A 24,466-nucleotide genomic window follows, 5' to 3' on the forward strand; every position below is an offset into this window, starting at 1 on the left:
CTTTGAGCGGCTGTAGCTGACGGTTAGCGCTACGAGGGCAATGATAGTTTTCCAAACGTGCAGTGGATCAGCCACTTCACGTAAAGGAACTGTTCACTATGCCCAAGGATTATTCTCCCCTACTGGATTTACTCATTGTTTCGCGCCCAGGACGTGAACACGATCGGGACAGGTTTAAAGCTGCACTCCTGACGCTCGACCTGTACTCGGTGTTCGACATCATTCGTTTATCCAGAAACGACTTTATTGATCGACTTGCCCAATACTGCGACGACGATGGAGGGGAAGCCTATGACAATGCCGTCGGCTATGCCTCACAAATAGAACTGCTGGCGCGTGACCCAACTTCACTCGATGACGACTCGCTACGTAACAGACGCAGCGCTATAACCGACCCCCGTGCGCCTCCCACCTACGCGACCCTGTTCCCTGGCAACGGGGAGACATTTTGCTCCGCATCCTCTCTGGCCGCCGTCGATTCACCCGCTGCTTATCTGCGTGCGCTTTATATGTTTGCGCTGCAGCTTGAGCAAACAGGCAAAGGCACTAAAGAAAAAATAACCCTCAACCGACGACGGCCAACACTCAAAGATCTGATGATCGACGATGAAAATACCCATCGCGAACTGCCGATGTTGACCTTGGTTAACGAAACCTTGAGCGGGCCTGTAAAAAAGTATCTGACTGACAACAGTGATCTCTACGGCAACCGAACTGTGGAGCAGGTGTTAACCGAACTGCGTTACCCGTTCGAACTTCCGTTCGATCTGGCACATCAGCAATGTGTATTGGGTTTGTCGGCTCAAAAACCGCGACTCGGGGCTTTGAATTACCTGATCAGTCTCAAGCTCCCGTACAACCACCAACCCGAAAACAAATACGGCGTCGTGCAACAGGAAGCCTATGAGGCACAACGCCTGCTTACGCTCCTGAGTCCAGCTCAGCAAAATCTGTTGACTGAAGACGTTTACGGGCAAAACCCGGCAATCGATTCGCCGTCTGCGTCCTTTTTCAAGAAACACTATGGCCACAGCCAACCCATTACTGATCAACAACAGTTCATGCAGAGCACTGGTTTGAATACCGACCAACTCCTTGAATTATTGGCGTTGGGGCGTTACCACCCACGGCGCTCAGCCCATGTATTACCTGAACAGGCGCAGATGACCACCGATCAGAACATGGGGGCACGCTATGTCAATGGCCCTGTGGTGGCCGGGCAAAAAAGCCTGGGACTCAGCACCGTCACGGCCGACAAAATGATTCTGGTGCAGACCAGTCCTCAACGATACGACCGGTTACAACGGATGATCCGCTTGCAACGCTGGCTCGATATACCTTTTTTCGAGCTGGACGAGTTTGTGCACAGCGCTCAAGGCTGCGAAGGCACTCCAACAGACTCGCTGGTGATTAATGACAATACCCTGCGGGCATTGGGCGTTTTTCGCTATTTAAGCCAGCGCTACGGCATCAAACTTCACACTTTTTCAGCCTGGTTGTACCAGTTGCCGGTGCATGGAACAGCACAACATGCAGCGTTGTTCGATCAAGTATTCAACCCCCCGCACTGGTTGCATTCACCCTTGATGCTGGACAACCAAGCCTTGGACCTCACTACAACGGATGCCACTCTGTTCCGAATCTGTGCGGCATTGGGTCTGGAAGATACGCCAGTATCGTTGGGACTGCTCAAGGCCCGTACGCAACTATATTCGGGCGCGCCCGCGCGCAATATCACGACCCTTTCCAGCTTTTATCGCCAAGCCACACTGCCAGCACTGTTCGGCTTATCTATTTATGAATGTGATCAACTGGTTCAAATGCTTGGAGGTGCGGACTACCGCCGGCAATTGGTTACCCCCCTCTTACGGACATCAGGCAGCAACGCTCCGTCGGACTTTCTCGATGTACTGATGCAACTGGACTGGGTCGTCACCTGGCTCAAAGACAGCAAGACCAGCATTACCCAATTACGCCAGCAATTATTGCTGGACACGGTGTCCGCCCCTGCGCCAGTACAGGCGCGACTTACCCAACTTCACAATGCACTGCACGGCATGCAAGGGTATTTTCTTCCTCAAACCACGTTCGATGAACTGGATCTTCCCCAGGCCGAAGCGAGCGCCAAACACCTGGAACTCCCTTGGAACCTGGTGCTTGCAAAGGCGCTCTTAAGAGCAAATGTGCTGCCCAACAAGCAGCCAAAACTTGAGGCTATGGAGAAAGCCATAGATGTAGTGGTTGATCGCTACACAACGCTGAGCCTTGATTACGAACGTAACCGGGCTCTCAAAAGCGTAGCCAAACAAAAACTCTACACGGTGGTAGGAGCGGCCTTCGCACAACTACAGCCTTTTAAGGCGGATGTGGAGCATGTGCTCAAGGATGCGTCTCAAGCCAGCGAAGCTTCAGGCTTGAATAAACAGGCTTTCAAGCAGACAACCCGTGCTTTGGCCAATGCCCTTGGCAGCCAGCATCCCAAGGACACTCTCAAGCATATTCTTCTGTACTTGCCCAATGCCGAGGCCGACCTGCAATTGCCGTTGAGTCGTACGGTATTGCAATCATTTCTGCTCAACCCCCACTGGCTGGACGCGGAGCAGGCAAGCACTTCCATGCTCAAACTTACACTCAGCACCCTGTATCTGTTCCAGCGATTCAATCATTTCAGCCTGCAGTACGGGGTCAATCACGACTCGCTGCTCATTTATTTGAATGAGGCCAACCCACAGGTTCTCCCCGAAGACTGGACCAGCCTGAATGTGCAATCTCACCGTCAGCTATCCGAGATCATGGGCTGGAGTCCTGCCGAGGTTGAGTTGCTGACCCAACGTTTGCCCGAAAAACGAGTGCGTTCAATGGTCGAACTGGACTGGCTCATGCGCTGCCATGACGCCACTAAAGCCACGGGGCTCTCGGCAAAGATGGTGCTGCTAGCCACCGGTTTGACGACCACTTTCAGCTCCGATGACTGGAAACACGTGGGTGTCGCCGCCCTCGGTACTCACCCAAGGAATGACCATGTCTGAATACATCCATCAGCAGCTTAATGAGCAACTGCGTGACGCATTGCTCGCGCTCTATCTCACCTATGCGCTGGCTGAAGACAGCACGCTGCCACGCCAACACACAATCCGCACGGCTGATGATCTATACGCCTATTGGCTTCTGGACGTGCAAGTCAGTCAGGCGGTTCCAACCACTCGCGTCGCTAGTGCCATTGCCAGCTTGCAACACTATATCAACGCGATTTCATCCGGGCTTGAACCCGGTTATGAAACCCTGGGTATGTCATCTGCTCAACACAAAATCTGGCGGGACAGCTTGCATGCCTATTCGATATGGCGAACAGTTCAACAGGTGCGGCATTTCCCGGCGCATTACCTGGACCCGATGTTACGCAGTCAAAAAACCGAAAGTTTCAAGAAACTTGAAAACGACCTGAATCAATGTCGTCTGGATGCCGACAGTGTGCGCCCTGCTGTTCAACGGTATTTAGCCGAGTTTGAAGAAATTGCTACCCTTAAGACGGTAAGTGGATACATTGACGGCGCCTCCAACAATTTTGCCAACAGCACCTATTACTTCATTGCCAAATCCAATATCGACAGCACGTATTTCTGGCGCTCGCTGGATATGTCAAAGCGAACTGAACCCTTTGTGATCGACGGTGCTCAGCTCTACAAACAAGACATTCCACAGCCTGGGGCTTGGTCTGAATGGAAAAAAATCCCTCTTCCTGCTTCTGAGTTCATTCCAGACCATAGTATTCGCCCTGTGTGCTTTAATAATCGACTGTTGGTTATATGGGCTGAGTGCATTCCGCCCTCGGCCACCCATAACAGCCCCGAATATACTTGGGCTGACCCTGGCGAGTCTGAGAAGAGTTATAAAAAACGCTTGAAGGATTATCTCAAAAGCCGCTACTTTCAGTATCGCCTGTACTTCTCTTATATGAAATACGATGGCAGTTGGAGTGGGCCACAAGTATGCAGTGACGAATACTGTGTCATGGGTGAACTGACCAAGCTCGATAAGGATGCGGTCAAAGACGCCACTGATACTATTGCAGTGCTGGACTCTACCACACAACCTCCTTCACTGTTTATCGGCCTCAATGCCTTTGCAATGCCATCATCGGACAACAAGAGCGACTACACCCGAAGTGATTTTTTTCAGGCCGTGAGAATACACCATGACTTCAGCGTTAAGCGTCTGATCTCAAGAGGTACGCTGGTTGATCTCACGTTCAATGTAGACGACGAACAACTGGCCAACCGTTATTTGGCTCTATTCGTCTTTAACAATAAAGACTCGTTCAACTTCCATGCTCCCACCAGCGAAGTCATCCCCGTCAACGAGGCTGTTGATAGCACCCCCACCTCAGCACTTTCCAATTGGAACTTCGAAAATAAACAGTCTTTTATCCGCAATCTGCGACCGGGTAGAGATATCGTTTACAACACTACTTCCAACGTATTAGAAGTCACTTCAACACTGGACAACCCTCTCCAGGAGCATCGATGCATTGCGTTAAAAGCACGCAGCAATAACTCTGAGCTGACTTTGGATTTGTGCTTGCATCGTCCTACCAATAGCGGATTTGGAAAATCGGAACTGGTGAATGGTTCCTTGCTGCGTTTAAAATCTGGCGGTGCCTTACCATGCAACTGGATATCCCTTTCCATTACCTGTGACAAGACAGGTCTGACCTACTCAAGCCTGATTTATGATGACAACTCTGCAATCGTTTCAAGCGTGCACTCCATAGATGCCCAGCCCGTGCGCCAAGGCTGGGAAGTCCAGTTGGCAGGCAAATACATTGACTATGACGCCTTTAGTTTTATTTTCGACAACAGCAATACAGACTATCGCATTACCGTCCATTTTCATGTACTCAATAGCGACCCTGCAGATGAGCGATCCAATTGGGTATTCGAGAATGCACGCGCCACGTTATATGAACGTCACTATAAGCCCGTCGTCATCATCCCGCTCAATGATGTTCATACTCACCCGTCCAATATCCACCGTGGTAACAGCTACATCGTAGGTGAGCCCAAAACCTCACGCCGTGAACTTAATGGCACCTCGTTAAGCTTGGCCCCGGACATGCCGTTTGTGGCGCATATCCAACTTAACCCTAAAACCTTGCGCCCTTTAGAGGAGAAAACCCAAGGGGCAATTGACCGGCCCCGGCCCATTACCATCATTCACGGAGTGCTTATTTTCGATACGGACACCCGTCACAACGACCGCATTATTCGAGGGTATGCACTGAAGTCTTCGGATGTGACACTGCCGGTCAAAAACGAAGCTACTTATACTCCCCTTTCGCCCAAAATCACTCGCCGCTATGAAAGTCCCATCGGCAAATTAGAGTTCATAGATTTCAGCGGCTCTACCATCCATTACAGTGACAACACTGCGATGAAAATTCCCCGAGCCCGCATTCGCATGAATACGGGCATTAGCCGCCAACTGATTGATGCCGCTAATATCAGTCTGGACTCTCTCTTTTCAATGAGCGCCAGCCAATGGCGCGAACCTGCATTAGATGCAATCGCCGAACCCGCTTTACTTGATTTTCATGGTGCGCATGGTCTCTATTTCTGGGAGTTGTTTCTCTACCTGCCTTGGCTGGTCGCCAGTCGCTTGAACATGGAGCGTCGTTATTCCGAGGCGCAATTTTGGCTTAACTATATTTTTGACCCGCAGAGTAATAACAGTGATTCGCACGCGCACGCGCCTGCGGTGCACTGGAAGCTGCCTGCGCTGATTGGCGACAACCGCGACTTGAGTTATGCGCAAGACCAACAGGACGACCCGAACTTGATTGCTCTCAGCGCTCCGGTCTACTTCCGTCAAGCGTTGTACATGCTCTACCTGGACATTCAGTTCAACCGGGGCGATGCCGCCTACCGTCAAGCCAGCGCCGACAGTCTGGTGGAGGCCAAACTCTGGTATGTGCGCATAAAAAATCTGCTGGGCCCTCGGCCGAACATGACCCGCTCCGACCCATGGCTACCGATAACCCTTGCCGATCTGGGCGCGTCGACCTCCAGTGAACTTCGTCGGGTAGAAAAACGCCTGGGCCGGAACTTTACAAAATTGAGCCCGCTGCATCGCTCACCTGCCACTGTTACTCAAACTACCTTAGCGCGCGACTCTAATAGGCTGTGCCTCCCCCTAAACCCTGATTTGGTTGCACGCTGGGACAAAGTGCAAAGCCGTCTGCATAACTTGCGCCATCACCTTAGTATCAATGGCAAGCCTCTGCAGCACACCATATTCGCACCGCCCATTTCGCCACACGCCCTATTGACCGGTTATGGGCGAAGTACGCGTGACGGCAACCTTTCCATGCCTGACAGGCAGCTAGCGGACGTTGGACATTATCGTTTTCAGGTGGTCTACGCCCACGCCATGACAATGGTCGAAAACGTCATTCAGCTCGGTACTACCTTACTCCTGCTGTTCGAGCGCAAGGAGCAGGCGCAGTACTTGCAACAGCAACAACTTCACGCGTGGGATCTGGCAAACATTGCCGTCGAACAACAGAAGCAAACCATGGTTGTCGACGAATCAAACCATCGCACACTGCTTGCTGGTCGCCAGGTGATTCAGGGGCGGATGAACTACTTTGAACAGCAACTCAAGGAAGGAGTCTCCTCGCAAGAAGCCCTTGCCAGTCAGCAGTACCTGGACGCTGCCAAATGGGATATTGCCGCAGCGAGCGCTCAGGCCAGCGCCGGGCTGGCGATGCTGTTACCCAATATTTTCGGAACCTCCAATGGCGGAATGCGCTTTGAGGGTGCGTTTCATGCCATTCAAGCGGGCGCCCAAGGGATGGCAAACGAAAAACGCTCCAGTGCCCAGCATCTGGATCGAACCGAAGTGTTCAATCGTCGCACTCAAGAATGGACCCAAGCCTTGGATCAGTGCCGACTGGAGATCAACCAGCTCGACATGCAACTCCAAGCTCACGCGCAACAATCCGCCACGCTACGCTTGCAGTTGCGGCACAGCGAAGCAGCGATGGAACAGGCACGACTGACCTACGACATGCTCAATAAACGATTTTCCAGCGTTGAGCTTTTCCAGTGGCTCAACAGTCAATTGGCGGCTTTCTACTATCAGGCCTACGATGCGGCCCATTCACTGTGCCAAACCGCTCAGGCCTGCTGGCAATTTGAACGCGCCGATTGGAACAGTTCCTTTATTACAAGCAGCAGCTGGAGTAATCAATTCAAGGGGATGACGGCGGGCGAATCGCTAAAACTGGATTTACAACGCATGGATGCCGCTTACCTCCAACATAACCAGCGTGAACTGGAAATTACCAAAACAGTGTCCTTGCGCCTGCTGCATGGCAAGGACACCGCTACCACCCTGAACAAGGAATGGACGCAGCTCAAGCAGCAGATGACCAGCAATGGAACCGTTGACTTTGCGTTGACCAAGGCATTGTTTGATGCAGATTACCCAGACCATTACTTGCGCAGAATCAAAAGTGTCAGCGTATCCCTGCCGGCCACACTCAGTCCTTATGAAGACATTCGAGCGACTCTGACGCAACTTCAAAATCAGACCCAACTCTCTAAAGCACCTGACGACACCCTCAATAATCTGCGGGTCAAAGAGCAGGTGGCACTCTCTACAGGCGTCAATGACAGCGGCCTGTTCACCCTCAACTTCGACACTGATGAGCGTTACCTGCCATTTGAGTTCACCGGGGCGGTGTCCAGTTGGCGCTTGGCCTTTCCCAATCCAACAGCACAACACGCCATGCTCGACTCTCTCAGCGACATCATCATTCATGTGCGCTACACCGCAAGAAGCGCAGGAGGTCTGGGATGAGCACCCAAGCTGCCACCCAAGGCGATGTCCTCACGCCGTCTCTGCCCAAGGGCGGCGGCGCCATACACAGTATTGGCACGGGATGGGGCGCTGTCGGCATGACTGGCGGCGCGTCATTCCAGGTTCCGCTACCTTTGTCTCCTGGGCGCGGGTTCACTGCGCCAATGAGCCTTACCTACCACAGCGAACTGGGCAACAGCCCGTTCGGCATGGGCTGGGATGCTTCAGCAGGCGCTATCAGCCGCAATACCCTGAAGGGCGTTCCGGCCTATAACCATGAAGATGTGTTTATTGGCCCTTCAGGCTCGGAGCTTATTCCCGAACGTACCTTAAGCAATACCCTGTTAACCCGTGTGGCCACTCATTACAACGGCCTGCAACTAGATTCTTCCTATACGGTGGTGCGTTATCTGCCGCGAAACGAAAACACCTTCGATCGTATCGAACATTGGTCATCACAGGCTGATACGGCAGGCTTCTGGCTCGTCCAGGGAGCAGACGGCAACATTCACCTGTATGGTAAAACGCCCGCAGCACGCATCGTCGACTCGCAGATGCCCACCCATGTTGCCCAGTGGTTGCTGGAAGAAAGCCTGAACCCCCACGGCGAGCAGATTTACTATCAATACAAGGCTGACACTAAGGGCAATGGCCCGCGGGATTTCAGCGCCCAACGCTACTTGACGCGCATCTGCTACGGCAATATCACCGCCAGGCCTCAGTTGATGTTGTGGTCGACGCAAACACCAGCACCACGACAATGGCATTTTGAGCTGATTTTTGATTACGGCGAACGCGCCCGCTCGATGACTCAAGCGCCCTCCTACCTTGAGCAAACCCCTTGGCTTGAACGCAGTGATCCCTATTTCAGCTATGCCTATGGGTTTGAACTGGGCAGCCGACGTCTTTGCCAGCAAGTCTTGATGTTTCACTATTTTCCAGAAGAAACCGAACTGGGCAGCGAGCCCGTTCTGACACGCCGGGTGCTGTTCGAGTATGCATCCACCCACACCCAGGTAAACCAGTTGCAGTGCGTGCATCACCAAGCGTGTGAGGCAAGCGGAGCAATCAGCCATTGGCCACCTCTGGAATTGACCTATAGCGATTTTGAGTTGACTGTCGCCCCGGCTGACTGGCGACCTTTTGACGCGTTGCAAGGCCCGGTCAATAGTCAGGGCTATCAGTTGGTTGATTTGTACCGCGACGGCCTGCCCGGGGTGCTGTATCGCAACGATAAGAGCTGGTACTACCGCGAGCCGCTCAGGGCCGAACCTGCACAAACCCTCGATCACGTGGTTTATGGGGCGTTACAAACACTGGAGCGCATCCCCATTGCGGATCAGACCCGCCCGCTTCAACAATCTTTGGCCGATCTCGATGGTGACGGCCAGTTGGACTGGATCATTGCTCAACCCGGCATGAGTGGTTTTTTTACCCTGGACAGCAACCGTCAATGGTCCAACTTCGCGCCCTTTACGGCGCTGCCACAGGAGTTTTTCCACCCTCAGGGTCAATTGGCCGATTTGATGGGCAACGGTGTGTATGACCTGGCCCTGATCGGCAGCAACAGCGTGCGCCTCTACATCAACCAGGGCCAACTGGGGTTTTCTCCAGGCACCGATGTTGCTCATCAACCCGACGATGACCACTTACCGCTGCCCGGCAATGGCACCACTGAGTTGCTGGCGTTCAGCGACGTGCTCGGCAGCGGCCAGCAGCACTTGATCCGCATTCGTCACAACGAAGTCAAATGCTGGCCAAACCTGGGACGTGGTCGATTCGGTAAAGGCTTTATTTTCGCCACATTGCCCTTCACCTATGCCGAGTTCGAAGCGTCGCGGGTCTTGCTGGGCGATCTGGATGGCTCGGGGGCCAGCGACCTGCTCTATGTGCAACCTGATCAGGTGCTGATTTTCATGAATCGCTCCGGCAACGGGTTGCAAGGCACACCCGCTTCGTTACCCTGGCCCGTGGGGGTCAGACATGATCGTTTCTCTCAAGCCAGCGTTTCTGACCTGCAAGGCCTGGGCTGCTCCAGCTTGATCCTGACGGTCAATCATCCAACACCACGTCACTGGCGTTACGACTTTGTCAGTCGAAAACCCTACTTGTTGATCAGCACCGATAACAATATGGGGGCTGTCGGTCATATTGATTACAGCAGCAGCGCCCAGCAGTGGCTGGATGAAAAGCACAGCCGCCAGCGCGAGGCTAAACCGCCAATAACCGGTTTGCCATTTGCACTGCACTTGGTAACCCGCCAGCAACAACACGATCAGATCAGCGGCAATCAATTGACCCAACGTTTTACTTACAGGGAAGGCTATTACGACGGCCTTGAACGCAAGTTTCAGGGGTATGGCTTATTGCTGACCACCGACACCGAGCAATCGACACTGTCGGCAGGCCGTCATGGGCACACGGCTGCACTGCTGCGCAAAACCTGGTTTCACACCGGCAAATCACTGGACATGCCCCGAGATAATTACTGGGCCGGCGATGAGCATGCCCTACCTCTGGGCAAGGCACTGCTCACTCGTCTGGAGGCAAGCACGCTACAAGACACCTTGTTACCTACTCCGTCCGCTGGTGACTTGCGTGAAGCAGCACTTGCCCTCAGCGGCTTAACATTACGTGAAGAAGTATTCGCCGCCGCTGAGGCCGCGCTTACCCCCGTGCCCTACACGGTCAGCGAGCACCGCTATCAACTACGCCAGCTACACCCGCCCGCCTCGCTGCTGGTTTTACCTTTGGAATCGAAGATATACCGCTATGAACGCGAGCGTACCGATCCTGCCTGCCAACACACGATCAATCTACGCCGGGACCGCTATGGCGGCCTGGTGCACGGGCTTACCATTGAGTACGCCCGCCGTGCACGCCCCAGTGACCCGCCGCCTTTTAACGAGTCTCACCAAAAAACCTGGTGGCGCGACACCCACGACCCGGCTCAACAGGCGTACTACATCAGCGAAGTCCTGGCGCAACCCATCCATCTGGAAGGCAACCAGCGCTGGCGGCTGCACCTGCCTTATCGCCAGCGCAGCAACGCGCTGGTACTTGAAAAGGACAGCCTTGAACCTGCGCATATCAACTACGAAAACTTGATCAGCAGTGGGCCAACAAACCCATTAGGCTCACACGTCCCTCGCACGTTGGCCGGCATGACGGTGCAGTACTACACCCTCGCACTGAGCGACTCGGCCTTGGCACAAGGACACGCCAGCTTTGAAGCATTACCGGCCTATCGTGAAAGTGCTGAACTGGACGCGATGGCTCTGTCGGCATACGACGATCTCCCCTCATTGCCGGGCGCGCCCTCCTTTGACTTGGCGCGTACCCTTCGCCAAGAACACTACCATCGCATGTCAGTGTTTTTACCCACCGACAACGCAGATGACTCGCAGAGCCGTGCGACAACCGCACTGTGGTCGCTCAAACAAGGATTTGCCCGATACTCAGGTCAGCAGTCCTTCTATCGAGTCTCCCGTTTACGCCCCTCAGAAAGCCACTCATTCACCGAACTGACCTATGACCGCTACCACTGTCATATCGCTTCAGTGACTTCAATTGATGGTTGCCAAACCCAGGCTGTGTACGACTACAGATCATTACTGCCCATCAAGATCATTGATCCTCAGGGCACCGTTCAGCAGGCGCGTTATGACGCATTCGGGCAACTGCAAGCGACCAGCATCTACGGTCATGAGCGCGGTATAGCCACGGGATTCGCGGCCCTTGAGCAGTACCAGCGCCCTGCTGATGACAGCCCGCAAGCGGCTATCGAGGCGCCTGAGACAGCACTGTCAAACGCCGCCAGCGCCTGCTTCTATGCACCCTTCAGCTGGATGGGGAAAATTTCCGCATCCCCTGAGCGTGTGCAATGGATAGCCAAGGGCTATCTGACTCCTGGCGGGTATATCCGTGCCAGCTGTCGAGCACGCGTGGCCACACTGGACTTGAGCCAGGGGGATAACCGTTTACTTAGTGAGCAGATTGGTCTCGCGCGTCGAGAGCCGGTTTATGGTGCTGTGTTGCAGGCAGATACCTACACCACCAGCGACCCGGATATTACCCGGCACATTCATATCAACCTGACGTGTAGCGATGGTTTTGGCCGCGTTTTGCAAACCAAGCAAAAAACCTCAGCGGGAATGGCCTACGTGGTCGACCCAGCTGGACGACTGACCCAAGACAGCCAAGCGCAGCCTCTGCGTCAACACAGCGAAAAGCGCTGGCGTGTCAGTGGCAGGGTTGAGTACAACAACAAAGGCCTGGCGATACGTAGCTATCGTCCTTACTTCGCAGATCAGCACGGTTACATCGAAGACGAGTCATTACGAAAAAGCGGATTCAGCGATCAATTGTTCTATGACCCGCTGGGGCGCCTGACGAGCAAGATAAACGCCAAAGGTGATTTAAGTCGTCAGACTTATCACACGTGGTACACCGTCAGTGAGGATGAAAACGATACCTTCGAGGATTAAGCACAATGCCTTGCGCGTGTTGCTCATAGCTGATGAGCGGGCCTGCCATAACAGCAGGCCCGCACTGCTCCGGAGCGACGGCCAGAGATCACTCTCAGTGGGGATCGCTTATGTAGGCCACTCGGTAGTTACGAGCATTGATACGTTCAAGGATCAATCGAAATGCACCGCGCCGCTTACCGGCACCTGGAAACCCATGAAGATCCGCAGACCACAATTCAGCACCACTGTCGCGGTGTTTGTGCCAATGCACCGCCGCCATTCGCCCTTCACTCAGGTGACCCAGCGTGATAGCGATGCTGCGACCTTCAAGACCTTCCATGCGGTTCGCAATGCTGGACGTATCGATAGTGATAGACGAAGCAGTTGAGCCTGTAGCCACAGCCAGCCTGTGAGTACTTGCAGGAGCACTGCTTTCTTTCGCCACTTTTCGCTTCGCCAATGCAGTGGAACCCTGGACATCAAATCGGCTTAGGCCGCCTTCAGCTGAGCCTTGGACCATCGCTTCTCGAGCAGGCTCGCGCAGTAAAATGTGGCTATAACCCAGCTGACGCAGCTCTTTACCCACCGGCCTTTCAAGCTCAATCAATTGGTTTAAGCGCTCTTGGGAGCTCGCAGGGCCAATAAAACCGTAAATTTTGCCGGTTGCTGTTGTGTGTGACTGAATCGATAATTTTTCTTCATCGCGTTGTTGTTGATAAAAAAAATTGACCAGTCGGTTGGTCTCTTCATGGGTCAGGCCACGAGACTCGGCAATGTCTACAGCCGTTTCGGACAACCACTTGGCCACTCTTCGTTGTCTGGCGTCAGGGGAATTAAACAACGCGCGCCTGTTTTCCCTCAGGTAGCGGTCATGAATCAAAAAAGCCACAAGGCTCACCCCGAGCAAGACACCCAAGCTTGCTCCGATTACAGGTACATCAGCCACTGCCCAGCCCAAGGCCGCTCCCAGCCCTGCCAGCAGCGGAACATAGGCAAGCCCCACGAGCAGACGTTGAGCCATGGGAGATCCCTGAAGCCCGTCCCGATCACTCAGAGTCATCGGATTATTGTTCACCATCGCATAAAGATTCAGCCCATTGATATCGCACCCGGGGTCTGGGCTTATCCAGCGCTGCAACCAAGGCGCGTAGTATCTGAAACCGTAGTAGTAGAGCCCCGTTGCATCCCGCTCTTTGCCCGAATAGCGAAGGGTCTTGAATGTCACTTCAATGGCATTTTTCGCCGCCCACCAGGCAGTGGCACCAAAGGGGTAATACCCTTCCTGACTGAGAAGCGCAGCATGCTCATCGAGCTCCAGCGAACAACTGCCGAGGGGGTCCGACAGGCAGAATCGGAGTTGCTCATCCTCTACGCCTCGGGGCCTGCCCTTCTCCCATTGCAACGCTTTGACCGTCGCTCGCCCGGTGTCCACTGACAAGACCGTGAGCCACTGACCCAGCGCATGGTCACGGCGCAACTCAAGCCCTGGCAAATAGATCACTTCACGCGTATGGGTCAGGCTCATGGCCTTGCTCGACCGGCATTTGAGGACACGCAGCCCGCTGGCATCGTAGGCATAGGTCTCCAGATCATGTTCGCCGTCGTCACGAAGCACTTGGTTGACCTGTGTGAGTTGATTACGCCCGTTCCAGGTCATGCTTTGGCCCTGTGCCAGCATTTGCTGATTACCACAACGATCAAAACCACTGCCCGAGATTGGGTTCGCTGTGTAAAGGACGCTTCGATTACTGTTCAGGGCCACTCGCATCTGCTGGGTGTAACCCTGCCCTACCGAGGGAATATGTCGCATTTGCAAGAGATTACCGCTGCCGTCGTACTGATATTGGCGCGTGTAGTTTCGCCAAAGATTACGTTGCGCAGCACCTAGCATTACCCATTCAGGCAGTCGTGAACCACCGTTGTGCTGCGCATTTTCGCGCCCGGTGGCGTGGGTCAACTGGTACAGGGTGTCGTACTCGAACAGGCTTGTGGCGTTGACCTTGGCATTGCTGGTCCAGGTGGTGGCCTGGGCAGCGTCACTGATGCTGCACACATTGCCAACCCGGTCATAGCCATAGGTAAGGTCTTGCAGGGCATGCTCCCGGCGCTCGGAACGGTAGCTTGCCAGCCGGCGCACGCTGCCATCAGCCTCGTTATAACTGACCTCCGTGATCATGCCGTTGCCGGCTCGCTCCAAGGTCACGAGCCCCAAAGCGTTATAGACCCGGCGGTCCACCACAACTTTGCGCTTACCGCTCTTGAGCAGCAGCGAGAGCTGAGTCAGCTCACCTTCCTGGCCGTATTGCGACAGGTGACGATTACCTCTGGCATCGGTCTGCTCACGCACGGCGCCCAAGGCATCGTATTGCCAGCTACTGAAAAAGCGCTCGGGTTTCAATGCGTGCTCGCGCAAGCTCTGCACCTGTGACCAATTGACTTCACCGGGCACCAGAGCAAAACGTCGGGACTCACCCGTAATGCTTCCCGAGAGAGCGTAATGATCGTAAGTCACGCAACCCGCCGTATCGTCATGACGAGTCAGCCGTCCACAGCGATTGTGTGCCGCGTGCTCACGCGTCCTGGCACCGTAGGTTAAACGCTCAGCGCAACGCTCCTGCAAGTCATCACTGGCCTGCTCAAATAACGCAATCGGCCTGAGCAATGAATCATATTCATGACGTGTGCGGGCGCCTCGACTGTCCCAGCGCTCAAGGGGTTGCCCACCACAGCCAAACAGCGCCACGCTGCGCCCGGCGTCAATGGAGTCAGTGCGCAAAGCGACCCCGGAAAGACTGTAACAGTGGCTCATGTTAGGACGCACAGCAGGGTCACCCACCTGCAGTGCGTAAAAACGCGGATCCCATTGTTGGAGCAAGTAGCCAGTGGCACTCCACACATTGCGGGTGATGTGAGCGGTTGGCGAGTCTTCACTGCGCAGCCGGTGGTAAGCCACCGAACGCACGGTGGCACCCCGAGGGTCGAAAGCAATCAGTGAAGGCGTATGACGGTGTAGGGAAGGCATAAATACATGACCTGCTTGGCACAATAATTGGGCCAACCTAACCATTCAACCTGCTTTGTCAGGGGTACTTATTCGTTGTTTTTTGTGACTGAATAAGCGTCTTCCGATAGCCTCAATTCTCACAATTAATTGATAGCCTGCTAACCAAAGCCTCACGCTAGACGGCTCGCTTCGACTTTCTATCATTCCCAGTGATAATAACCTTTGCTGGGTTCGATTCGTTTGCCAGTACGCGCGCCAGCATTATCCGCCCATCTCAACAAATTGGCGGATGCACCCCTCATGGAACAGTCACTGAAACATTTGCGCTTCCCACTGGCGGCTTTGGCCATCGTGGTGATGAGCGCATGCGGCAAAACCCCACAAGCGACTGCTCCTGCTCCCGCAGCCAAAGTCAGTGTGGCCAAAGTACTGGAACAGCCGGTCAACGAATGGGACGAATTCACAGGGCGCCTTGAAGCGCCGGAAACAGTTGAAATACGTCCGCGCGTGTCGGGCCAGATTGATCAGGTCGCCTTTACTGAGGGCGCCCTGGTGAAAAAGGGCGACGTGCTGTTCCAGATCGACCCTCGTCCTTTCCAGGCCACTGTGCGTCAGCTTGAAGCCCAGGTGCAACAAGCGCGCGCCAACGCCAGCCGTACTGAAAACGAAGCCCAGCGCGGCGAGCGTCTTCGCCAAAGCAATGCCATCTCGGCAGAACTGGCTGATTCGCGTACCACTGCCGCTCAAGAAGCCCGCGCCGGTGTCGCAGCGATTCAGGCGCAACTGGATCTGGCCAAGCTCAACCTGAGCTTCACCCGTGTGACGTCGCCCATCAGTGGCCGTGTCAGCCGTGCCGAAATCACGGCCGGCAACATCGTCACCGCTGATGTCACCCCTCTGACCAGCGTGGTTTCGACTGACAAGGTCTACGCCTACTTCGACGCCGACGAGCGCGTATTCCTCAAGTATTCGCAACTCGCTCGTCAGGGCCAACGCGGTCAGACCACCCCGGTGTATCTGGGCCTGTCCAACGAAGAAGGTAATCCTCATCTCGGTCAGATGAACTTCGTCGATAACCGGGTCAACCCGCAAACCGGCACCATCCGGGGGCGCGCGGTATTTGACAACGCCGATGGCAGCTTCACGCCTGGTCTGTATGCACGCCTGAAATTGGTGGGCAGCGGTACTTACTCGGCCGTCTTGATCAATGAAGAAGCGGTCGGTACCGATCTGGGCAAGAAGTTTGTATTGGTGATGGATGCTGACAACAAAACCACCTACCGCACGGTTGATCTGGGGCCAAAAATCGAGGGCCTGCGCATTGTTCGCAGCGGCCTGAGCAAAAACGACACCATCATCGTCAAGGGCTTGCAGAAAGTACGCCCCGGCTCCCCGGTAGCGCCTGAAGTGATCCCGATGGCCAACGAACAAACCCTCGCCGCACTGGCGCAACAACGACAAGCCCTGGAAGCCAGCAACCTGCAACAAGTGAAGCCCGCCATCAACGCGCCGAAGCTTGCCAGCGTTGCGACTCCGCGCGGTTAAGGGACGACAACTCCGATGAATTTTTCCCAGTTCTTTATTCAGCGGCCGATTTTCGCGGCTGTGCTTTCATTACTGATTCTGATTGCGGGCGGCATTTCGCTGTTCCAATTGCCCATCAGTGAATACCCCGAAGTCGTGCCGCCAACCGTGGTAGTGCGTGCCAGCTTCCCCGGCGCCAACCCCAAGGTGATTGGCGATACCGTTGCCGCGCCCCTGGAACAAGCGATTACCGGCGTGGAAAACATGCTGTACATGTCTTCGCAATCCACCGCTGACGGCAAAATCACCCTGACCATCACCTTTGCGTTGGGCACTGACCTTGACAATGCTCAGGTGCAGGTACAGAACCGCGTGACGCGGACACAGCCCAAGTTGCCGGAAGAAGTGACGCGCATCGGTATTACGGTGGACAAAGCTTCGCCCGACCTGACCATGGTTGTGCACTTGACCTCGCCGGATCAGCGTTACGACATGCTCTACCTGTCCAACTACGCCATTCTCAATATCAAGGACGAACTGGCGCGCCTGGACGGTATCGGTGATGTGCAAATGTTCGGCATGGGCGACTACTCACTGCGGGTATGGCTCGATCCCAACAAAACCGCATCGCGCAACCTGACAGCTACCGACGTGGTCACGGCTATCCGTGAGCAAAACCGTCAGGTCGCCGCCGGTGCTCTGGGCTCACCGCCGGCACCCAACGCTTCCAGCTTCCAGTTGTCGGTCAACACCCAGGGCCGTCTGGTCACTGAAGAGGAGTTCGAAAACATCATCATCCGCTCCGGCGATGATGGCCAAATCACGCGACTCAAAGATATTGCCAGGGTTGAGCTGGGTTCCAGCCAGTACGCGTTACGTTCTTTGCTGGACAACCAGCCGGCCGTGGCACTTCCAATCTTCCAGCGCCCCGGCTCCAATGCGATCCAAATCTCTAACGATGTTCGCGCCAAAATGGCCGAACTGAAGAAGAGCTTCCCGGAAGGGATGGACTATCAGATTGCATACGACCCGACCATTTTCGTCCGTGGCTCGATTGAAGCGGTGGTTCATACCCTGTTTGAAGCCCTGATTCTGGTTGTGCTGGTTGTGATCCTGTTCCTGCAGACCTGGCGCGCTTCGATTATTCCGCTGGTGGCCGTGCCTGTATCGCTGATCGGTACGTTTGCGGTGATGCATATGTTCGGCTTCTCGCTCAACGCCCTGTCGCTGTTCGGCCTGGTATTGGCGATTGGTATCGTGGTGGACGATGCGATCGTAGTGGTGGAGAACGTCGAGCGAAATATCGAACTGGGGCTCAACCCTGTCGATGCGACCAAGCGCGCGATGCGAGAAGTGACCGGGCCGATTATTGCCACGGCATTGGTGCTGTGTGCGGTGTTCATCCCGGCCGCCTTTATCTCGGGCCTGACAGGTCAGTTCTATAAGCAGTTCGCATTGACCATTGCCATCTCGACAGTGATCTCTGCCTTCAACTCGCTGACGTTGTCTCCGGCGCTGGCCGCGGTATTGCTTAAAGGCCATCACGCCCCCAAAGACCGCTTCACCAAACTGCTCGACCGCCTGTTCGGCAGCTGGCTGTTTGGCCCGTTCAACCGTTTCTTCGTCAAAGCCAGTAACGGGTATGTCGGTACGGTGCGTCGCATCATTCGTGGCAGCGGGATCGCCATGCTGATTTACGCAGGCCTGATGGTGCTGACGTGGGCCGGATTTGCTCACACTCCGACCGGTTTTGTGCCCCCGCAAGACAAACAATACCTGGTGGCCTTTGCCCAACTTCCGGATGCGGCCAGCCTGGATCGTACTGAAAGCGTGATCAAGCGCATGTCAGAGCTGGCACTTAAACAGCCCGGTGTAGCCAATTCGATTGCCTTCCCCGGCCTGTCGATCAACGGGTTCACCAACAGCCCCAACAGCGGCATTGTCTTTGTCGCACTGAAATCGTTTGAAGAGCGTAAAGACCCGAGTCAATCCGCTGCCGCCATTGCCGCCACACTGAATGGGGAATTTGCCGATATTCAAGAAGCCTACATCGCTATCTTCCCGCCGCCTCCGGTACAAGGCTTGGGCACCATTGGCGGGTTCCGTTTGCAAGTCGAAGACCGTGGCGGTCTGGGCTATGACGAGCTGTACAAAGAAGTCCAGAACGTAATTGCCAAGAGCCATGACGTGCCGGAACTGGCCGGGTTGTTTACCAGCTATCAGGTCAACGTGCCGCAAGTCGATGCCGCTATCGACCGTGAAAAGGCCAAGACCCACGGCGTGGCGATCAGCGACATTTTCGACACCTTGCAGATTTACCTGGGGTCGCTTTATGCCAACGATTTCAACCGCTTCGGACGTACTTATCAGGTGAATGTTCAAGCTGAGCAGCAATTCCGTCTGGAACCTGAGCAGATTGGCCAACTGAAAGTGCGTAACAACAAAGGTGAAATGATCCCGCTGGCGACCTTTATCAAGGTCAGCGACACCGCAGGACCAGACCGTGTGATGCACTACAACGGGTTTGTCACCGCTGAAATCAACGGCGGCGCTGCACCGGGTTACAGCTCGGGCCAAGCCGAAGCAGCAATGGAAAAACTGCTGAAAGAAGAACTGCCCAACGGCATGACCTACGAATGGACTGAGCTGACCTACCAGCAAATCCTGTCGGGCAACACCGCGTTGTTTGTGTTCCCGCTGTGTGTGTTGCTGGCGTTTCTGGTACTGGCCGCTCAATACGAAAGCTGGAGCCTGCCACTGGCGGTGATTCTGATCGTCCCGATGACGCTGCTCTCGGCAATTACCGGGGTGATTCTCTCGGGCGGTGACAACAACATCTTCACTCAGATTGGCTTGATCGTTCTGGTGGGGTTGGCATGCAAGAACGCCATTCTGATTGTGGAGTTCGCCAAGGACAAACAGGCAGAGGGGCTCGACCCGCTGGCTGCGGTACTGGAAGCCTGCCGCCTGCGTCTGCGGCCGATTCTGATGACCTCGTTCGCCTTCATCATGGGTGTGGTGCCTTTGGTGCTCTCCAGCGGTGCTGGCTCAGAAATGCGCCACGCCATGGGTGTTGCGGTGTTCTCCGGGATGCTCGGGGTGACCTTCTTCGGCCTGCTGCTGACACCGGTGTTCTATGTATTGATTCGCCGCTATGTGGAGCGCAGTGAAGCGCGTAAAGCAGCCAAACACCTGAAGTTGGAGTCGCAGCAATGAGCTTGAAAGTCTTTATGCCGAGCCTGTTGGTGCTGGCTTTGAGTGCTTGCGCCGTTGGCCCGGACTACAAAACTCCGGACACCCCACCGGCACAGGTCAATGCCGAGTATTTGAAGGGGTTTGACCGCGCGCACTTTGAAGGCATCTGGTGGCAGCAGTTTGACGACCCGACGCTCAATCAGTTGGTGACGCAATCGCTCAACGGTAACCGCGAGCTGCGTGTGGCGTTTGCCCGCTTACGTGCAGCACGGGCCATTCGCGATGACGTCAGTAACGACGCCATGCCGACTATTACCAGCCGTGCCAGCAGTGATATTGGCAAAGGACAGATACCGGGCCAGACCGAAAAGCGTGTCAACAGTGAGCGCTATGACCTGGGTCTGGATATGGCGTGGGAGATCGACCTGTTTGGCCGTATCCAGCGCGAACTGGAAGCCAGCGACGCAGATGAACAGGCCGCAGCGGCGGATCTGTACCAACTGCAAGTCACCATGATTGCGGAACTGGTGGATGCCTACGGCGAACTGCGCGGCGCCCAACTGCGTGAGCGCATCGCCCTGGACAACCTGAAAAACCAGCAGGACTCCAAGGCCATCACTGAAAGCCTGCGCGATGCGGGCGTGGGCGACCAACTGGACGTGGTGCGTGCTGACGCCCGCTTGGCTTCGGTTGAAGCCAGCGTGCCACAGTTGCAAGCCGAGCAAGTGCGCGAGCGCAATCGTATCGCCACGCTATTGGGCCAGCGACCTGAACAACTGAACGTTGATTTGAGCCCTAAACAACTGCCCGCCATTGCCAAGGCGTTGAACATTGGCAACCCCGGCGACCTGTTGCAGCGCCGACCGGACATCATGAGCGCCGAACGCAAACTGGCAGCGGCCACGGCTCGTATCGGCGTGGCCAAAGCCGATTTGTTCCCGCGGGTCAGTCTGAGCGGATTTCTGGGGTTTACCGCCGGGCGCGGGTCACAAATCGGTTCGGCGGCAGCCAATGCCTGGGCACTGGGGCCGCGCATTACCTGGCCCGCTTTTGATCTGGGCAGCGTACGCGCACGTTTGCGTGGCGCCGATGCCGAAGCCGAAGGCGCACTGGCCAGTTACGAGCAGCAAGTACTTTTAGCGCTTGAGGAATCTGACAACGCCTTCAGTGACTATGGCAAACGCCAGCAACGTCTGGTGTCGTTGATTCGTCAAAGTGAATCGAGCCGCACCGCCGCTGACTTGGCAGCGATACGTTACCGCGAAGGCACAGTGGACTTTTTAGTCTTGCTCGATGCCCAGCGTGAGCGTTTGGCCGCTGAAGACAGTCAGGCACAAGCCGAGGTAGAAATGTATCGCGGCGTAGTGGCCATTTACAAAGCGTTGGGTGGCGGCTGGCAACCTGAAACGGAAGAGACCCTGGCCCGCGCGCACTGATTTAACGCTGTCTCCAAGAGCTCCTTTGGTTGGCCGCAACCAACCAATTTTTTGCCCCGCGCTCATTCGGTCGCGGGGCTTTTTTTTGCGGGCTGGATCCATCCGCAATCACCCCGCCGTTTGACTCCAGCTGCAGACTGTCCCAATCTTGCAGCCCATACGCTCGCTTGTTTCTGGATATTGCATGGCTCAGCCTCGCCGTTACCTGTTTGTCAGCCTGATGTCTGCACTGATCGCAGGCGGCCTCTGGTATGGAATGCGCTCCGCCCCTACGGTAGCGCCCGCCACCACTGGCCACAGCTATTCGGCTGCGCTCGAACAAGCCCATAACGGGCAGCCCGGCGCTGCGCGGGTCTTGTATCAGCAGTTGGCCCGCACTGACCTCTCCGATATCCGCCGCGCCAGCTTGCATGCTGAACTGCCTAACTACCCAAGCCCTCAAGCCTTGAAGCTGGCAGATGCCGACCTGCTCAACCCTTCACCTTTAGTGCGTCAGGCGGCTATTCAAAGCGTTGCCGGTCTGGTGCCCAATGCTCAACGCACGCTGCTGCTTGGCCCGTTACTGGAGGACCCTGAACAAAGCGTACGATTTGCGGCAGCCAATGCCTTGCTGGGTTTGTCGGCCGATGAACAAGGCCTGTACTTCGGCCCGTTGCAGCAAGTCGTCGACGAGTATGAGCGCGACCTCACTACCCGCCCGGACGACGCCCAGGCGCAAGGCCAACTTGCCCGTTTGTATCTGCATGAAGGGCAACTGGATCAGGCTCAGGCAGCGCTGGAGAAAGTCACGGCCCTTGAGCCGGATAACCTGCGCGCAGTGGTGGCACAAATAGAGTTGCTGGATAAACGCGGGCAGGCTGATCAAGCACGGCAATTGTTGGCCAAGCAACTGCAGGCGCACCCGGATTCGGCTTATCTGCAACATGCCCTTGGGGTCTGGCTGCATAACCACGGCCAGACTGAATACGCGCTGCTCGGCCTGGCCAAGGCCGTGGAGCTGGAACCTGACAACAGTGACTACCGTTACAAACTGGCAGTTGCCCTGCACGACCTCGAACAATTGGAAGCGGCACAACGCCAACTTGAAGAGCTGTTGCAACGACAACCCGCCAATCGCAAGGCCCGCATTCTGCTGATCCGCTACTGGAAAGAAACCGGGCAGATACAGAACGTGCAAGTGTTACTGGCACAACTTGAACAAATGAACCCCGATGATCCAGCCTTGCAGCAGGGACTTTGAAAGGGGTTCACGGCTAGCACAAGCAGTCAGCCCGCTATTGCAGGCCCACGCGGTAAAGCACGCCATCCTGCTCATCGGTCAAGACATACAAATACCCGTCAGGCCCCTGGCGGACGTCGCGAATACGCGCGTTCAACCCACCTAATAAGCGCTCCTCATGCACCACCTTGTCGCCATCGAGCTGTAGACGTATCAGGTCTTTATCGGCCAGAGCGCCAATAAACAGGTTGTGTTGCCAAGGCTTGAAGCGGTCTGCATCGTAGAACGCCATGCCGCTGATGCCCGGCGATTTATTCCAGACGTGATGGGGAACGACGGTGCCTTCCAGTGTCTTGCCCTTGGCCTCGGGAATGGGCTGGGAAGAATAATCAATGCCATGAGTCGCCAGCGGCCAGCCATAGTTTTTGCCGCGCTCAATCAAGTTGATTTCATCACCGCCCTTGGGGCCATGCTCATGGGCCCAGAGCGTGCCCGTCCACGGATTCAACGTCGCACCTTGTTGATTCCGATGACCGTATGACCAGATTTCCGGCCGGACTCCTGTCTGCCCTACAAAAGGGTTGTCGGGTGGAATTCGTCCATCGGGGAAAATACGCACAATTTTGCCCTGCAACTTGTCGAGGTCCTGGGACGTGGGCCGCTGATTATTCTCGCCAAGGGCGATAAACAGATAGCCGTCGCGATCGAAGACCAGGCGAGAACCAAAGTGGTTACCCGTAGAAAGTTTGGGTGTTTGACGAAATATCACTTCAAAATTGTCCAGTTCGGTCAAATCATCCGATAAACGAGCGCGGCCGACCGCAGTTCCGGCCTTCCCCCCTTCGCCACCTTCTGCGTACGACACATACACCAATCGATCTTTGGCAAAGTCTGGCGACAGGACCACATCAAGCAATCCCCCCTGCCCTTTAGCCCACACCTGCGGTACGCCTGACAACGGCGCAGAGAGTTTGCCTTCAGGACTTACCACCCGCAGATGACCTGGGCGTTCAGTGATTAACAAGCCTTGGTTATTGGGCAGAAAAGCCACCGCCCAGGGATGATTTAGCCCCTCCACCACAGGCGTCACCGTAAGGGTCCCCGCCTCGGAAGAAAACGACTTCTGCCCGTCGGTAGAAGCTGCAAAGGCAACATTGAGCAGTGAAGTGGCACACACCGCAGCCAACAGAGTTCTTCTCAGCATTAGCTGTTCCTTATTCGATTAACGATTTTCCCGGGGTTGCAGCGACGGTGCAGTCGGCTTGACGGTCTCGGGCAGCGGCGGATTACGCGGGTAGCCATTGCCCACCCCACCATTCTCAAGGGTCGGGGCTTTCACTCTGGGCATGGTCGAAGGCGCCGGGGGCACCGGCGTAGCAGGAACGCTGCCTTGACGGCTATTAGGATTGATTCGCCGCAGTGTGTTGTTGGTGTTGCCGTGCGTGGAGCCTTGTGCCACCCATTGGATGTCCGAAGAGGCCGCAGCCTGAACATCACTCTGTGCATTTGCGCACGTTATTGTGGCAAACCCCAGCAGAAGCAAGGCAAGTCTGGATCGACAAGGTTTCATCGCATTCTCCTTCTCTAGGCACCCAGAATCTTTGAGGGACTCTGGAGGCGCAGGTTCGGTTTAAAACTTAAATACGCTCAATTTAAAGTCTCAAAATGTCACTCAATGTTACTTGGCAAACCCAACCGCTAAGTAAATGCCCCTTTAGGCCACTCAACAACCTGTCATTTATGACACTTACGCCATGAT

Annotated in this window: 10 protein-coding genes; 7 read left to right on the plus strand and 3 right to left on the minus strand. The window is 55.3% G+C overall.

All coding sequences use genetic code 11. From position 1 onward, the window contains the following. Positions 1–98 precede the first annotated feature (98 nt). From FJD38_RS22005 to FJD38_RS22015, 3 genes are read left to right on the plus strand one after another with little or no spacing between them, the layout of a single operon-like run. A complete protein-coding gene (locus FJD38_RS22005; protein WP_146387542.1) occupies positions 99–3,029 on the plus strand; it encodes a Tc toxin subunit A in 2,931 nt (976 codons plus the stop codon). Continuing rightward, entirely contained in the window at positions 3,022–7,860 is a 4,839-nt protein-coding gene (locus tag FJD38_RS22010; protein WP_146387544.1) for a Tc toxin subunit A-related protein, read from the plus strand. Before FJD38_RS22005 ends, FJD38_RS22010 begins: the two co-directional genes overlap by 8 nt. Then, complete coding sequence (locus FJD38_RS22015) at positions 7,857–12,347, plus strand: SpvB/TcaC N-terminal domain-containing protein (protein WP_146387546.1); 4,491 nt, start codon at positions 7,857–7,859, stop codon at positions 12,345–12,347. Before FJD38_RS22010 ends, FJD38_RS22015 begins: the two co-directional genes overlap by 4 nt. Before the next feature lie 94 nt (positions 12,348–12,441). On the opposite strand, the gene FJD38_RS22020 is transcribed toward FJD38_RS22015, so the two are convergent. Further along, the gene (locus FJD38_RS22020) at positions 12,442–15,351 is read right to left on the minus strand and encodes an RHS repeat domain-containing protein (RefSeq protein ID WP_244302786.1); all 2,910 of its coding nucleotides are present in this window, start codon (positions 15,349–15,351) and stop codon (positions 12,442–12,444) included. Between the two features lie 282 nt (positions 15,352–15,633). On the opposite strand from FJD38_RS22020, the gene mexE reads away from it, so the two are divergent. The 4 genes from mexE (at position 15,634) to FJD38_RS22040 (ending at position 22,728) form a co-directional block, all read left to right on the plus strand. Continuing rightward, complete coding sequence (mexE, locus tag FJD38_RS22025) at positions 15,634–16,878, plus strand: multidrug efflux RND transporter periplasmic adaptor subunit MexE (protein ID WP_122785956.1); 1,245 nt, start codon at positions 15,634–15,636, stop codon at positions 16,876–16,878. A 15-nt stretch (positions 16,879–16,893) separates the two neighbouring features. Beyond that, entirely contained in the window at positions 16,894–20,073 is a 3,180-nt protein-coding gene (locus FJD38_RS22030; protein ID WP_122785955.1) for an efflux RND transporter permease subunit, read from the plus strand. Then, positions 20,070–21,488 carry an efflux transporter outer membrane subunit gene (locus FJD38_RS22035; protein WP_122785954.1) on the plus strand — a complete coding sequence of 473 codons (1,419 nt, stop codon included), beginning with the start codon at positions 20,070–20,072 and terminating at the stop codon, positions 21,486–21,488. Before FJD38_RS22030 ends, FJD38_RS22035 begins: the two co-directional genes overlap by 4 nt. A 184-nt stretch (positions 21,489–21,672) precedes the next feature. Then, positions 21,673–22,728, plus strand: coding sequence for a tetratricopeptide repeat protein (locus tag FJD38_RS22040; protein ID WP_146387548.1), 1,056 nt, complete (start codon positions 21,673–21,675; stop codon positions 22,726–22,728). Between the two features lie 34 nt (positions 22,729–22,762). Here the strand turns inward: FJD38_RS22040 and FJD38_RS22045 are convergent, their stop codons facing one another. Next, complete coding sequence (locus tag FJD38_RS22045; RefSeq protein ID WP_146387550.1) at positions 22,763–23,911, minus strand: PQQ-dependent sugar dehydrogenase; 1,149 nt, start codon at positions 23,909–23,911, stop codon at positions 22,763–22,765. A gap of 18 nt (positions 23,912–23,929) precedes the next feature. Continuing rightward, positions 23,930–24,277, minus strand: coding sequence for a hypothetical protein (locus FJD38_RS22050; RefSeq protein ID WP_146387552.1), 348 nt, complete (start codon positions 24,275–24,277; stop codon positions 23,930–23,932). Between the last annotated feature and the right edge of the window lie 189 nt (positions 24,278–24,466).

Origin of the sequence: Pseudomonas saxonica (assembly GCF_007858365.1) — a bacterium.
Lineage (GTDB): Bacteria > Pseudomonadota > Gammaproteobacteria > Pseudomonadales > Pseudomonadaceae > Aquipseudomonas > Aquipseudomonas saxonica.